This window comes from Gaiella sp., assembly GCF_035558935.1.
Lineage (GTDB): Bacteria > Actinomycetota > Thermoleophilia > Gaiellales > Gaiellaceae > Gaiella.
In genome coordinates, this window is record NZ_DATMBZ010000168.1 from 1 (window position 1) to 14,110 (window position 14,110).

General features: G+C 70.8%; 14 protein-coding genes, 1 tRNA gene and 1 pseudogene. 10 read left to right on the forward strand and 6 right to left on the reverse strand.

Annotated features, from left to right (window positions below; translation table 11 throughout):
* Positions 1 to 200, reverse strand: a pseudogene (locus VNM44_RS15870) (hypothetical protein); the annotation flags it as partial.
* Between the two features lie 773 nt (positions 201 to 973).
* Positions 974 to 1,534 carry a histidine phosphatase family protein gene (locus tag VNM44_RS15875; protein WP_325627061.1) on the reverse strand — a complete coding sequence of 187 codons (561 nt, stop codon included), beginning with the start codon at positions 1,532 to 1,534 and terminating at the stop codon, positions 974 to 976.
* Positions 1,535 to 1,551: 17 nt separating this feature from the next.
* Here VNM44_RS15875 and VNM44_RS15880 point away from each other — a divergent pair, with 17 nt between their 5' ends.
* The 8 genes from VNM44_RS15880 to VNM44_RS15915 all read left to right on the forward strand — a co-directional run bounded on the left by VNM44_RS15880 (position 1,552) and on the right by VNM44_RS15915 (position 7,674).
* Positions 1,552 to 2,316: an SDR family oxidoreductase gene (locus tag VNM44_RS15880; RefSeq protein ID WP_325627063.1), complete on the forward strand. Its 765-nt coding sequence runs from the start codon at positions 1,552 to 1,554 to the stop codon at positions 2,314 to 2,316.
* A gap of 50 nt (positions 2,317 to 2,366) precedes the next feature.
* Positions 2,367 to 3,350, forward strand: coding sequence for a deoxyguanosinetriphosphate triphosphohydrolase (locus VNM44_RS15885; RefSeq protein WP_325627065.1), 984 nt, complete (start codon positions 2,367 to 2,369; stop codon positions 3,348 to 3,350).
* Positions 3,351 to 3,360: 10 nt separating this feature from the next.
* Positions 3,361 to 5,016 (forward strand): DNA primase, encoded by a 1,656-nt coding sequence (gene dnaG, locus VNM44_RS15890; protein WP_325627067.1) that lies wholly within the window; start codon positions 3,361 to 3,363, stop codon positions 5,014 to 5,016.
* Entirely contained in the window at positions 5,013 to 5,504 is a 492-nt protein-coding gene (locus tag VNM44_RS15895; protein WP_325627070.1) for a nitroreductase/quinone reductase family protein, read from the forward strand. Before dnaG ends, VNM44_RS15895 begins: the two co-directional genes overlap by 4 nt.
* Positions 5,505 to 5,729: 225 nt before the next feature.
* Positions 5,730 to 6,377: an SH3-like domain-containing protein gene (locus VNM44_RS15900; protein ID WP_325627072.1), complete on the forward strand. Its 648-nt coding sequence runs from the start codon at positions 5,730 to 5,732 to the stop codon at positions 6,375 to 6,377.
* Positions 6,374 to 6,979 (forward strand): nitrile hydratase subunit alpha, encoded by a 606-nt coding sequence (nthA, locus tag VNM44_RS15905; RefSeq protein ID WP_325627074.1) that lies wholly within the window; start codon positions 6,374 to 6,376, stop codon positions 6,977 to 6,979. The genes VNM44_RS15900 and nthA overlap by 4 nt, the downstream gene beginning before the upstream one ends.
* The gene (locus VNM44_RS15910; protein ID WP_325627076.1) at positions 6,976 to 7,335 is read left to right on the forward strand and encodes a nitrile hydratase accessory protein; all 360 of its coding nucleotides are present in this window, start codon (positions 6,976 to 6,978) and stop codon (positions 7,333 to 7,335) included. Before nthA ends, VNM44_RS15910 begins: the two co-directional genes overlap by 4 nt.
* 51 nt (positions 7,336 to 7,386) lie before the next feature.
* Positions 7,387 to 7,674 carry a hypothetical protein gene (locus VNM44_RS15915; protein ID WP_325627078.1) on the forward strand — a complete coding sequence of 96 codons (288 nt, stop codon included), beginning with the start codon at positions 7,387 to 7,389 and terminating at the stop codon, positions 7,672 to 7,674.
* A 68-nt stretch (positions 7,675 to 7,742) separates the two neighbouring features.
* On the opposite strand, the gene VNM44_RS15920 is transcribed toward VNM44_RS15915, so the two are convergent.
* On the reverse strand, positions 7,743 to 9,335 hold the full coding sequence (locus tag VNM44_RS15920) for a Na+/H+ antiporter (protein WP_325627080.1): 1,593 nt from the start codon (positions 9,333 to 9,335) through the stop codon (positions 7,743 to 7,745).
* A 149-nt stretch (positions 9,336 to 9,484) separates the two neighbouring features.
* A tRNA-Asn gene (locus VNM44_RS15925) sits at positions 9,485 to 9,557 on the reverse strand.
* Between the two features lie 98 nt (positions 9,558 to 9,655).
* On the opposite strand from VNM44_RS15925, the gene VNM44_RS15930 reads away from it, so the two are divergent.
* A complete protein-coding gene (locus tag VNM44_RS15930) occupies positions 9,656 to 11,110 on the forward strand; it encodes a LysM peptidoglycan-binding domain-containing protein (RefSeq protein WP_325627082.1) in 1,455 nt (484 codons plus the stop codon).
* Positions 11,111 to 11,240: 130 nt separating this feature from the next.
* On the opposite strand, the gene VNM44_RS15935 is transcribed toward VNM44_RS15930, so the two are convergent.
* Together VNM44_RS15935 and VNM44_RS15940 are read right to left on the reverse strand one after the other, a co-directional pair.
* Positions 11,241 to 12,050 (reverse strand): sugar phosphate isomerase/epimerase family protein, encoded by an 810-nt coding sequence (locus VNM44_RS15935; protein WP_325627084.1) that lies wholly within the window; start codon positions 12,048 to 12,050, stop codon positions 11,241 to 11,243.
* A complete protein-coding gene (locus VNM44_RS15940; RefSeq protein ID WP_325627086.1) occupies positions 12,050 to 13,684 on the reverse strand; it encodes an NAD(P)/FAD-dependent oxidoreductase in 1,635 nt (544 codons plus the stop codon). The genes VNM44_RS15935 and VNM44_RS15940 overlap by 1 nt, the downstream gene beginning before the upstream one ends.
* 67 nt (positions 13,685 to 13,751) lie before the next feature.
* On the opposite strand from VNM44_RS15940, the gene VNM44_RS15945 reads away from it, so the two are divergent.
* Positions 13,752 to 14,110, forward strand: a 359-nt coding sequence (locus VNM44_RS15945) for an FAD binding domain-containing protein (RefSeq protein WP_325627088.1), incomplete at its 3' end; no start/stop codon positions are given.

Here is a 14,110-nt window from a genome sequence, read left to right on the forward strand (position 1 = left end):
GCGCCGTTGGGGCCGAGGAACCCCGTCACCGTCCCCGGCTTGAGCGAAAACGTCAAGTCATCGACGGCACACAGGTCACCGAAACGCTTGCTGAGGTGCTCGGCGCGCACGACGGCGGTTTGGCTGTCTGGAAGTGTCTGCTCCGACGCGACCAGGCTGTGGTGCCCCGGCCGATTCGGGGGCTTCGTGAGAGCGCTCATCAGCTCACCTCCGATACACGTAGCTGAGATGGAACTCTCGCGCTATTGCGATCATCCCGGTGACGGCCCGGCCCTGCATCGGTGACGTCCCCCAGGCGCGCTGCGGGTAAGCCGCAGCGGGAAGAGGCCTTCACCCCGGGCTCGAGGAGGTCAATAGCTTTGACTCTGGTCAGGATGGGTTCGCCGCGGCGCAGAGTCGCGCCCCGAGATCGATCTCGACGGATGGATCAACCACAACCTGCGCATGCAGGCGCGCATGGAGGATCGGAACGTTGACGCGATGCGCGAGGCCTGGGAGGACGTCGCCGCTGTCGTCACCGCCCAGGGCCTTGCTTTAGCAACAGAGGTACATCTCTGACCCCGCGGCACGTCCGAGATCGCCGGGAATAATCAGGCCTTCGTAACTTCCCCTCGACGGGCGCTGCGGTGGGCGCGCTCGCGCCCCTGCAAGACCGCGCGCGTCGCGCATTTCAGCCCGCACGACCTGCGGCACCGTGGTATGACGCTTTGGCATCAGTCGGGTGTTCCGGCACGCGAGCTCGCCGAGCGCGCCGGCCACGCGCGGCCGAGCATGTCGCTCGACGTCTACTCGCACGTCATGCCTCCGGACGAGCTCGTAACCGAGCGTCTTTCGGGCGCGCAGCGCCGCCTGGAACGCTGCCCTGGTGGTCTCGGTGGTCTCAGCTCCCCACGGAGACCGCAACCCCGCACGAGTACGCGAACTTGTACTTGTTCGTGTAGCCCTCCACGGCGGCGAGTCGAGCGCGGAGCAGTCACGCGGCCCGCACGCGGAGCACTCCGTCGACGAGCTCGAGCGAGCTGGTGCCGCAGTTCTCGATCGGATCGCCCGGGTCGCCCGCGGCATGGCGGCGGAGCGCGCGGATCGCGCCGCCGTGCGTGACCACGAGAATCGTGTTTTCGGGATGCGCGGCGGCGATTCGCTCGACGGCGCCGACGACCCTCTCGGTCAGCTCCTCGCGCGTCTCGCCGTCGTGGCCGATCTCGCCGTCGAGCCAGCGGGCATACCCCTCGGGGAACCGCTGCTCGACCTCCGCCCGCGTGAGCCCCGACCAGGATCCGACGTCGATCTCCCGCAACCGTGCGTCCTCGACGACGTCGAGCCCGAGCCGGTCGGCGACGACGCGTGCCGTCTCGCTCGCGCGGACGAGGTCGCTCGAGTACACCGCGGCGATCCCGTCGCCGGCGAGGCGCTCGGCGAGCTCGGCCGCCTGACTCAGGCCCGCCTCGTTGAGCGGCGGATCGGCATGGCCCTGCCAGCGTCCGAGCCGATTCCAGTCGGTCTCGCCGTGGCGTGCGAGGAGGATGCGGGTCACGCGACTAGGCTAGCCGCGTGGATCTCGGGCTCACCGGGAAGGCCGCACTCGTCACCGGCTCGAGCCGCGGGATCGGCCGCGGCATCGCGACCCGGCTGGTCGAGGAGGGCGCCGACGTCGTGTTCTGTGCGAGGGGGAAGGAGGCGCTCGACGAGGCCGTCGCCGGGGCCGGTGGTCCCGGCCGCGCGGTTCCGGTGGTGGCCGATGTCACCACGCCCGACGGTGCAGTCGAGGTCGTCGAAGCCGCGGTCGGTGCGTTCGGCGGGCTCGACATCGTCGTCAACAACGTCGGTGGCTCCGGCGCACGCACGATCGACGAGCTCGATGTCCGGGACCTCGACGACGTCCTGGGCCGGAACCTCGTCCCGGCACTCGCGGTGTCGCGAGCAGCGCTGCCGATCCTGCGGGACCGGGGCGGCGGGGTGATTGCCCTGATCGCGTCGATCTGGGGTCGCGAGGGCGGCGGCAGCCCGAGCTACAACGTCGCCAAGGCCGCGGAGATCAGCCTCGCGAAGGCGATGGCGGGCGACCTTGCGAAGGATCGGATCAGGGTCTTCAGCGTCGCGCCGGGATCGACCCTCTTCCCCGGCGGCAGCTGGGAGCGTCGCGTGCGCGACGACCCGGAGGGAATGGCCGCCTTCGTGGCCCGTGAGCTGCCCTGGGGGCGCTTCGGGACGGTGGACGAGATAGCGGACGTCGTGACGTTCCTCGTCTCGCCGCGAGCCTCCTGGGTCGTGGGCACCTCCGTCGTCGTCGACGGCGGCCAGTCACGCTCGTTCTGAGCCGGCTGACCTACGCGGATCGGGCCGAGACGGCGACTACCCTGGACGGGATGGAGGTCGCAGGCCGGATCGCGGGCACGTTCGAGGCGCGGGTGCGTGCGCTCGAAGAGGCGATGCTGTCGCCGGTCGCCGTGCGTTCGTACGAGACGCGCGGTCGGGAGCGCGACGAAGAGCCGTGCTCCGTCCGGACGCCCTTCCAGCGTGACCGAGACCGGCTGATCCACTCGAAGCCCTTTCGCCGGCTGAAGGGCAAGACGCAGGTCTTCATCGACCCACAGGGCGATCACTTCCGCACGCGGATGACCCATACGCTCGAAACGACCGCCATCTCGCGCGTCGTGGCGCGTGCGCTGCGGCTCAACGAGGATCTCGTCGAGGCGATCGGTCTCGGACACGACACGGGGCACACGCCTTTCGGCCATGCGGGGGAGGACGCGCTCGACGAGGCCCTCCTGGCGCGGTTCGGCGGACGGTTCAGGCACAACGAACAGTCGTTCCGGATCGCGAAGCAGCTGAACCTCACCCACGAGGTCTGCGACGGGATTCTCACGCACACAGGTGAGCGCGAACCGACGACGCTCGAGGGCAAGATCGTCCGGATCGTCGACCGGATCGCCTACGTCAACCACGACATCGACGACGCGCTCCGGTACGGGCTCCTGACGGAGAGCGACCTCCCCGCGGGTGAGATCGAGCTGCTCGGCACGACCGGTTCGCAGCGGATCGACACACTCGTCCACGATCTCGTGCGTGCGTCGGAGGCCGCGGGCGACATCGTGCAGGGGCGGGACGTGGGGAAGGCGATGCACTCCCTCCGGGCGTTCATGTTCGAGCGCGTCTATCTCGGCCCTCAGGTGATGCCCGAACACGAGCGCGCGCGCCGTGTCGTGAAGGCGATCTTCGACCGGCTGGCCCACGAGCCCGCGCGGCTGCCGGCCGGCGACGGCGCGCTGCCCGAGCGGATCACCGACTACCTCGCCGGCATGACCGACCGCTTCGCGCTGGCATACGCCGATCGTCTCGTGGCCGAATAGGCTCGCCGCCGTGGCGCGGATCAAGGACACGAGCGTGGCCGAGGTGAAGGCCGCGGCCGACATCGTCGACGTGGTCTCGGCCAGAACGTCGCTTCGGCGGGCCTCGAGCTCGCGCTTCACCGGCCGCTGCCCGTTCCACGAGGAGCGCACGCCGAGCTTCTCCGTCGATCCCGTCGACAAGCTCTACTACTGCTTCGGCTGCGGCAAGGGCGGCGACGTCGTCCGGTTCGTCCAGGAGACCGAGAACCTCGACTTCGCAGGCGCGATCGAGTGGCTCGCGGACCGTTTCCGCGTGCAGCTCGAGTACGAGGAAACCTCACCTCACGCCGACGCCGCACGGCGCCGCCGCGAGCGCCTGACCGCCCTGCTCGAGCAGGCGACGACCTATTTCGAGCGCGTGCTCTGGGACAGCGAGACGGGCGCGTCCGTGCGCGACTACCTCACGGGCCGTGGCCTCGCCGAGGAGATCTCACGTGAGTTCCGCCTGGGGCTCTCCCGCGGTTCGGGGCTCGTCGTGAAGGCGCGTGAGAGTGGCTTCACGATCGAGGAGATTCGCGCCGCAGGGCTTGCGAACCAGCGGGGAAACGACTACTTCCCGTTCCGGCTCATGTTTCCGCTGGCGGACGCACGGGGGCGGGTGATCGGCTTCCAGGCGCGCCGGCTCCGCGACGACGATCCGCTCCGAGGGAAGTACGTCAACACGCCCGAGAGCGAGCTCTTCAAGAAGGGAAACGTCCTCTACGGCCTCCACCTCGCGCGCCCGGCGATCGCGAAGCAAGATCGTGCGATCGTCGTGGAGGGCAACACCGACGTGATCGCGCTCCGCCAGGCGGGGGTCGAGCCCGTCGTCGCGTCGATGGGCACCGCGCTCACCGAAGCGCAGCTCCGAGAGCTCGGCCGGCTGACGAAGCGCCTCTTCCTCTGTTTCGACGCGGACGCAGCGGGACAGGAGGCGACCCTGCGCGGGATGGAGCTCGCGGTGCGGCAGGGCTTCGACGTCCGCGTCGTGGCGCTGCCCAGGGGCGAGGATCCGGCCGATGCGCCCGACTCGTTCGCTGCGCGGCTCGGCTCGGCGGAGAGCTACCTGCACTACCGCGTCCGCATCACGCTCGAGCGGACCACCGACCGGCAGGAGGCGTTCGTACGGGCGCGTGAGATCTTGGCCCCGGTCGAGGACTCACCCGAGCGCCAGGAGGCGCTGCGCCTGCTCGCCGACCGGCTCGACCTTCCCCGGGAGACGCTCGCCGGCCTGGCGCCCTCGAACGTCGCTCGCACCGCCTCCGCGCCCGCGGCGTCGACCCCGCGCCTGCTCGAAGCGGGCCTCCAGCGGGAGCGTGATCTGCTCGCCGCGGTCGTCCGCAACCCATCGCTTGTCCCCGAGCTGGCCGCGCTGACACCCGACCATTTCGACGATCCGCTCCATCGTCGCTTCCGGGAGTCACTGGTCGAGAGGACGCCCGAGGACGAGGAGCTCCTGGCGCTGCGGGCGGAGCTCGGCGCGCGCGCCGACCGCGACGAGCTCGACGAGCGCACCGGCAAGGAGCTCCTTCTGCGCCTGCACGAACGGCGCCTCCGCCGCGAGCTCCAGGGCGGCGACCTCGTCCGGGCGACGGAGCTGCAGGCGCAACTCGCGAAGGTCCACAGCGCGCTCGCCGAGCTGGGGTGAATCCGTACGCACGAGCCGTTCGCCGGCTCGGCCGGTATCGCGCCGTCGCGTGGGCCCTGTCGCACCTGCTTGCGCCGATCGACGTGCGCTTCGCGCGTCGGCGACGGTCGGTGACCAGCTTCGCAACGGGCTTTCCGCTCTGTTACCTGACCACGACGGGACGGCGGACCGGGCGGGCGCGGACAGTGCCGCTCCTGTACGTCGGGGACGGCGTGCGGATGGTCGTGATCGCGTCCAACTGGGGCGGACCGCGCCACCCGGCTTGGGCACTCAACCTCGACGCGAACCCTGCGACGCGCGTGTCCGTCGCAGGAGTCGAGCGCGCCTACACAGCCAGGCACGCGACGCCCGAGGAACGCGAGCGCTACTGGGCGCAGGCGGTTCGCGTCTGGCCGGGCTATGAGGACTATCGGGCCCGAGCGCGCCGGGAGATACGCGTCTTCGTGCTCGAGCCCGTCGAGCTGGAGCGGTCGAGCAATGTGAGCTGAGCAGAGCCCGCCTGCGGTTGCGGGAGCGAGCTGTCGCTTTGTGCGCGCCGTTCCACGTTCTGGTCCCATCCCAAACCCCCGCCCACCCACGGGGACATCGACAGTAGTCACGAAAGCGTGTCCGGTTCGTGTCAAGTCGGTGCCAATTCGTCGCGACATGCACACCCATCGGGCGCAAGTGCGTCCCGGCGGTGACGGGCCCTCTAAGCTCCACGCACGGACGGCGTGCACGACATGGGTGGGATGCACGGATTCGGGGGAGTCCTGACCCCGGGGTCCGACCGCGTGGCCGAACACCCGTGGGAGCTCCGGGTCTTCGCGCTCTCGACGCTCGTTGGGATCCACGGGATCGGCGCCGGGTCGGGTCGCGCGATCCGGGAGGAGATGGCTCCTGCGGACTACCTCGCTGCGGGGTACTACGACCGCTGGCTCTGGAGCACCGAACGACGCCTGCTGCGCCGGGGCACGATTGTCGACGACGACGTCGACAACTGGGTGGCGCGGCTGCGGGCCGGCGAGCGCGTGCCCGGGAGAGAGGATCCCGAAGCGGCGCGGCGGGTCGTCGACGCCACGCTCGAGGCATCGCCTCTGCGGCCGGCCGAGTCGGCGCGGTTCGCACCGAGCGACCGCGTGCGCGTGCGCCGGATGCGACCCGCCGGGCACACCCGCTGTCCGCGCTACGTGCGAGGGGTGACCGGCATCGTCGAAACGCTCCGCGGTATGGACGTGTTCCCCGACATCGGGCCATACGGGGGGCCGGACGAGGCGGTGTACGCCGTCGCGTTCGACTCCGACGACGTCTTCGGGCCGTCCACCGAGGGCAGGTGGACGATCGTGCTCGACCTGTTCGAGAGCTACCTCGAGCCGGCGTGACCCGCGACCACCGCCACGGTCCCGACGACGAGCTCGCGCTTCGCGCCGCAGCGCTCGAGGCAGTGCTCGTCGAGAAGGGGCTCCTGAGCACGGATCAGATCGATGCGATCGTCGAGCGGTACGAGCGCGACCTCGGACCGCAGAACGGGGCGCGAGTGGTCGCACGCGCGTGGGTCGACCCCGCCTACCGCGATCGGCTGCGCGCAGACGCCACCGCCGCGATCGGGGAGCTCGGCTTCGGCGGTTTCGAGGGAGCGACCATGGTTGCTCTGGAGAACACCCCTGACGTCCACAACGTCGTCGTCTGCACGCTCTGTTCCTGCTACCCCTGGCCGGTTCTCGGGCTTCCACCGACCTGGTACAAGAGCCCCGCGTACCGCGCACGCGTCGTCGCAGAGCCCCGGTCGGTACTGCGCGAGTTCGGAATCGAGCTGCCCGCCGAGGCTCGAATCCGCGTCTGGGACTCGACGAGCGAGGTGCGATACCTCGTCGTCCCGCAGCGTCCCGCCGGCACCGAGGGGATGGGCGAGGAGGCGCTGGCCGGGCTCGTCACGCGCGACAGCATGATCGGCACCGGCCTCGCTCGGAGCCCCGGAGCGTGAGCGGCACCACCGACCCCGGCGTCGCGGATCCGGCGGCCCCCGCCGCGCCTCCGCGCTCGAACGGCGAGCTCGTCTTCGAGGAGCCGTGGGAGAGCCGGGCCTTCGGAGTCGCCGTCGCGCTCCACGACGCCCGTGTGGTCGACTTCGAGACATTCCGCGCGCACCTGATCGACGAGATCGCCGCATGGGAGGCAGAGCACCGCCCGTCGGCCGCCGGGTACCGCTACTACGAGCGCTGGCTCGCAGCCCTCGAGCGGACGCTGCTCGAGGCGGGCCTCGTCGACGCCCCCCGCGTCGAGGCCGCCCGAACGGCCCTCGAGCACGAGTGGTCGCACGACCACGACCACGACCACTGAGCCTTCGTCTGGCGTACGCTTGGTGCTCCATACCGCAGGGAGGCGGGTCACATGTACGCACGCGTGGCGACGTTCGAGAGCGATCCCTCGAAGGTGAACGACGCGATCGAGCTGGTTCGGTCGCAGGTGGAGTCGGGCGACACGCCGGAGGGCCTCGAGGGCGCGAAGATGCTCATGCTCGTCAACCGCGAGAGCGGCAAGGGAGTCGGCGTGACGCTCTTCGAAGACGAGGAGGCGATGCGCCGGGGCGACGAGGCGCTCAACGCGATGAATCCGGGCGGCACGGAGCAACGCACCTCCGTCGAGTTCTTCGAGGTGCCCGTTCACACGGTGAGCTGAGCTCGCGCACACGAGCTGCGAATCGTCGCAGGGCGCTCACCTGCGTCCCTCGCCAGTCCGGCGTCGTGTCAGCTGTCGAGCCGGGATACCTCGAGGTCGAGGTCACGCTCGACGAGCCTCATCACCTCGTCGCTGATCTCGCCCGCGTTTCGCAGCTCGACGACGGCGTGCCGCTCGGCCTCGAGAAGCTCCCGACGGAGCTTCTGGAACTTCAGCGACTGCCGCTCGATCTTGCCGTCGCCGGTGGGATCGACCCGGGCGGCAAAGCGGTCGATCCGGAACTGGTACAGGCCGCGGACACGTGCTGCAGTGTCGTCTGCCACCCACGACTCCGACGCGAGCTCGTCCAGACGCTCCAGCGCCGCCTCCGCGGCGCGGATGCGTGCGTGCGCCTCTTCGGCCTCGAGGCCGCTCTCGTCCGCCTCGAGCCCGAGCGCCCGGATCACTCCGGGGAGCGTGAGACCCTGGACGACGAGGGTTCCGAGAACGACGGCGAAAGCGAAGAAGACGATCTCGTCACGTCCTTCGAGCGGCGCGCCGGTGTCCGTCCGGAGCGGGATGAGGAGCGCCGCTGCGATCGTCACGGCGCCCCGCATGCCGTTCCACGAGATGAACGCGGCATGCGTCCACGGCCGGCCGGCATGCCCTGCCCGCGCCGCGACCATCCGGGCCGCGCCCGTCACCGCGAAGACCCACGCGATCCGTAGGAGCAGGACCGCGAGGACCACGATCGCGGCCTCTCGTACGAGCGACCACCCGTTCGTCCCGGACAGGTCGTCGAGGATCGGCCGCAACTGCAGCCCGACGAGGCCGAAGAGAACGGCGTTCAGCAGAAACGTGAAGATCTCCCAGAACGCGCGGCCCTGGAGACGCGTCTGGACCGTCGTCAGCTCCGGCGTGTACCAGCCCATGTAGACGCCCGCAGTCACGACCGCCAGCACGCCCGAGACACCGAGCACGTCGGCGGGGACGAATGCGAAGTACCCCGTGAGGAACGCGATCGTCACCTCGAGCGGCGGGTTGTCGAGCGCCCGTCGGATGCGCCTGATGAGGTAGCCCACGGCCAGCCCCACCGCCACGCCGCCCGAGATGTTGAGCACGAGATCCCAGCCCGCATGCCACATGGAGAAGGATCCGGTTACGGCTGCCGCGATGGCTGTGCGGAGCAAGACGAGGGCCGTCCCGTCGTTGACCAGGCTCTCGCCTTCGACGACGTCGATCAACCGCCGCGGGACACCGAGGCGCCGTCCGATCGCCGTCGCCGCGATGGGGTCGGTCGGCGAGACCACCGCGCCGAGGATGAATGCTTGCGGCCACGAAAGGCCCGCCACGGCATGCGCCACGGTCGCGACGCCGACCATTGTCACGATCACGAGACCAACGGCGAGCAGCGAGATCTCCTTCAGGTTCTGGCGCAGCTCGCGCAGGCCGGTGAAGTACGCCGAGACGTAGAGCAGCGGCGGGAGGAATCCGACCAGGACGACCTCCGGCGGGAGGCTCACCTCGGGGACGCCGGGTCCGAAGCCCAACACGAGCCCGCCGAGCACGAGAAGGATCGGATAGGGGAGACGGAGGGAGCCCGCGAGGATCAGCAGGACGGCGGCCGACGCGAGCAGCGCGAGCAGCTGGAGCTCGTCGGCATGCGTGAACTCGAGGATCATGCCCACATCGTCGTCCACCAACGAGCGGGGCGCCTAGTCACACCGTTCCGATCCGCGCCGACGTGCCCGGCCGCGTCGTCTCGAACATCCGCGAGCTGCTCTGGAGCGATGCGCCAGAAGGGTCGGTGCTTGCCCAGACGGATTGGCAGCTCCCCGGGTTGGACTCGAACCAACAACCCTCCGGTTAACAGCCGGATGCTCTGCCAATTGAGCTACCGGGGAAGGCAGCGAGCGGGAAGTGTAGCCGTGGCGATCCAGGACGAGCCTGCCGCCGCGTGCAGGAAGGAAGGCGGGGAGCGGCGGCGAAGACAGGGAGTTCCGTGCGGAGAACGATCGTCATCTTCGTCGCCGTGGCCGCAGCCCTGGCGACTGCCGGACCCTGCGCGGCAGCACAGAGCGCCAAGGTGGCGGCGCTCCAGGTCGCGCTGCGATCGCACGGTCTCTACACGGGGGCAGTCGACGGCATTCCCGGGCCGATGACCCGTAACGCGCTCATCCGTTTCCAGCGGAGCAACGGCATCAGGGCGACGGGCCAGGTCGGCATGGCGACGCGCTGCAAGCTCGGGAAGCTCGGGAGCCCGCTCCTCGGCCAGCGACAGCTCTCGCGCGGGCGCGTCGGCTGGGACGTTGCCTCGCTCGAGTTCAGACTGCGTGCGTTCGGGCTGCCCGCGCAGCGGGTCGACGGGCGCTTCGACGCTACGACGGCCGCGGCCCTGCGGCGGTTTCAGCGCTCGCATGGCCTCACCGCCGACGGAGTCGCCGGTGCGAGGACGTTCCGTGCGCTTGCACGCGGAGGGAAGCCGCGCAGCGTGAAGCCGAAGCGGCCCGCAGCTGCCCGCGCCGTCGTCCACGTCGTTCGTCCCGGCGAGGGGTTCGCCGTCATCGCGCGCCGCTACCACGTGGGCGCCGACGCGCTCGCGCGCGCGAACGGCCTGACCCTGAGCAGCGTGATCACCCCCGGCCAGCGCCTCCGGGTCCCGGGCGTCGCGCGCGCAGCGAAGACGGCGGCGCCGCGGCGCGCGGTGGCCACGGTCGTGCACACCGTGCAGCCGGGCGAGGGATTCATCGCTATCGCACAGCGGTACGGCGTGCGCGCCGTGAAGCTGGCCCGCACGAACGGGCTCGTGCTGACGAGCGTGTTGACTCCTGGACAACGTCTCAAGGTGCCGGGCCGGGTCGTGGCGACGCGCGCGAACGCGCCGGTGCCGAGTCTCCGCCACACCGTGTCGGCCGGCGAGAGCTTCTTCTCGATTGCCCAGCGCTACCACGTCAGCCCCTGGCGGCTCGCGCGCGCGAATGCCCTCTCCCTGATGTCGACGATCGTGCCGGGTCAGCGGCTCGTCCTGCCCCGCGGGGCGCATCTCGGAGGATCGGGCTCCGATGTCGATCGCGCCACCGTCGCAGGGGCGATCGACCGCTGGTCGGCGACGTACGGGGTCGACTCGAAGCTCGCTCGGGCCGTCGCCTGGATGGAGTCGGGGTTCCAGCAGGACGTCGTCTCGAGCGCGGGCGCGATCGGCGTGATGCAGCTCCTGCCCGAGACGTGGGAGTGGGTCGACACGATGCTGCTCGGAGAGGTCACCCCGCGGACGTACGAGGGGAACGTGCGTGCCGGCGTCCGCTACCTCCGCTGGCAGCTCGACCAGTTCGACGGCGACGTCCGCCTGGCGCTGGCCGGCTACTACCAGGGTGCGCGCGCGGTCCGCGAGCGCGGCCTGTTCGACGACACGAAGCAGTACGTCTCGGTGATCCTGCAGCTCTACGGCTCGGTCTGAGTCGGCTCGACGCTCGGCTCGCCGACCGCGACCGCGACGCCCCCTCGAGGGCTCGCTGCCTTGCTGGGCGGCGACAACCGCGCCCGGCGCGGTCGGGAACGCGACGGGAGCGAAGCGCTCGAGCCGCTGTTCAGGCGAGCGCCGAGACCGCGCTGTGCGCCTGGCGCGCGGCCTCGTCGACCGGGAGCGCCCAGAACGCATCGGGGGTCGAGAACACCTCGACGTCGAGCGGGCCGTCCCAGCCGGCGGCGGAGAGGGCGGCGACGAGCTCTGACGAGCGGCCGTGCTCCTCGGGAAGCCGGCGGACGCCGGGTATCGGCTCCGGCAGCTCGTCGGCGACGTGCAGCCCCGTGAAGCGGCTCCGAGCCGCGACGACGTCCTCGGTCGACTCGTGGGCCAGGTTGAACGTGTCGGCCATGATCCCGACGTCGTCGAGACCCGCCTCGTCGAGCAGCGCGAGCGCGTCCGCAAGCGAGCAGACGAACCCGGCGGTGTCGCGTTGCGCTGGGTGGATCGGCTCGAACCCGAGAACCACACCGGCCTCGCGGGCGGCCGCCGCCGCACGCCGGAGGCCGTCCACGACGATCGCGCGGCCCTCGTCCTCGGAGCGTCCGCCGAGCGGCCCGCTCAGACAGACGGCGCAGGCGGGCTCGTAGGCCGAGAACCGTCGCAGGGAGTCGCAGATCGCCTCGATCCGTTCTCCGGGGTCGGACGGGCCTTCCATCCCCGGGATCGCGAGGGGGAGGAACGACGGCACGGTCGGGACACAGTTCGACACCGCGAGCCGGTGTGCGTAGAGCAACTCGACGTTGGCGACGTCGTCGGCCGGCAGCTTGAGCTCCCAGAGACCGATCGCGTCGAACCCCGCCCGGGCGTAGGCGTCGACGTCCTCGGCGAAGGAGGCGTTCAGCGTGGAGATCGTCGACAGCGACGTTCTCACTAGCGTCCTGGAAGTCTTGCAAGCACGCGCCGGGTAAGGGGCGGCTTGGTGAGCTCCTTCGCGACCAGATACCCCGAGCCCGCGCCGAGCCCTGGGCCCGGGTGCGTGCTGGCGCCGACGTGCCAGAGGCCGTCGACCGCCGTCCGGTGGCCCGGCGCCTGCGCGAACGGACGCCAGAGGAGGTTCTGGTCGAGCGCGCAGCTGCCCGCGTAGATGTCGCCGTCGACGAGGTTCGGATCGAGCGCCTCGAGGTCGGCGGGCGAGAGCACCTTGCGGGCGAGCGTCGCCGACGCGAGGTTCTCGATCGACTCGCCCAAACGGCCGACGATCCGGTCGGCGTAGGCCTCCCGTAGCTCCTCGGTCCACGTCCCGTCGCCGACGTCGAGCTTGCCCGCCGCGTCGCCCCTCACGCGCCCGGCGGGTAGCTCCTGCAGCTGGATCCAGATGATCCACTTCCCCTCGGGCGCACGGGACGGGTCGACGGCGCAGGGCTGGCCGGCGACGATCGTCGCCTCGGCCGGGAGGAGCCCGCGCTCGGCCTCGTTCACCGCACGCGAGACGCCGTCGAGGCCCGGTGTGACGTGGACGATGGCGGTCCGCGCGAGCCGCTCGGACTCGGATCCCCTCCAGCGCGGCGGTTCGTCCATGGCGATGTGGATCTGCATCCCTGCGCGTCCGTAGCGGTAGCGCGCGGCCGCGGCGGACACCTCGACGGGGACGTCGCGCTCTCGCAACAAGGGGCCGTAGAGCTGCGTCGGAGTCACTCCGGCGACGACCGCACGTCTCGCGTCGACGGTCTCGCCGTCTGCCAGGACGACCCCGGTCGCGCGGCCCTCGGAGACGACGATCCGTTCGACCGAAGACCCGGTCCGCAGCTCGCCGCCGGCGTCGCGAACGATGCCCGCGAGCGCGTCGACGAGCTTCACGCCGCCGCCGACCGGCACCGGCATCCCGCCGAGCTGGACCGCGCAGGCTATGACCTGCGTCATGAACCCCGAAACCGCGTTCTCCGGGCCGAGGCCCGTGTGCAGCACCCAGGGTGCGAGGAGACCGTGCGCCTGCTCGGAGCGGAAGGTCGCGGTCGTCCAGTCCCGGCACGACGCGAGCGCGGCGCCGGCGAAGTCGAGGAGGCCGCGCCGGCCGAGCCGCCGCAGCATCCTCTGGCCGAGGCCCAGCCCCCCGGAAGACCAGAGCTCCGTCCCCAGGACGCCGAAGGAGAGATCGGCGTTGGCCATGAACTCCTCGAACTGCCGCTGCCAGGCGGCTCCGTCACCCGTCGCGAAGCGGTCGAACTCGGCGACGTTCGCCTCCAGCGACGTCTGGAGGAACATGGCCGCGCCGTCCGGGTACGCCGTGGCCGTGGGGAGGTCGGTGTTGACGTATTCGAGGCCCCGGCGATGCAGCTCCTCGGCGAGCTCCGCATACGCCGCCGATCCCTGGAAGAGCGGGTGCCAGGAGCTCAGCACCTCGTGCGTGAAGCCGGGCAGCGTGTAGTCGGTCTCCGTTCGGATCGCGCCCCCGAGGCGGTCGGACTGCTCGAGTACACAGACCGCCCAGCCGTCCCGCGCGAGCAGCGCGCCGGCCGTCAGCGTGTTGATCCCGGATCCGACGAGCACGGCGTCGAACGCGGCCACGGCGCGAGGCTACCACGGCCACGGTTCCTTGACATGTCACCGGCAGCCGTGTGACAGAATCGGCCTCATGCTGCTGCGAGAGGTCTCGTACGCGCGTCCGGCCAGCGTCGAGGAGGCGGTCACGCTCCTCTCCGAGCACGACGGGGCACGTGCGCTCGCAGGCGGCCAGACGCTCGTCAACGTCATGAAGCAACGGGCCGCCTCGCCCGACGTGCTCGTCGACCTGGCCGGCCTCGACGAGCTGCGCTCGATCTCCGTCTCGGGCACGACGCTCGAGATCGGCGCGATGGCCACGCTCGCGTCGATCATCCGCTCCTCCGAGGTGGAGGTCAGCCGTCCGATCCTCGCGGAGGTCGCCGCGACCGTGGCCGACGTCCAGGTGCGAAACCGCGGGACGCTCGGCGGCAACATCTGCGTCAACGACCC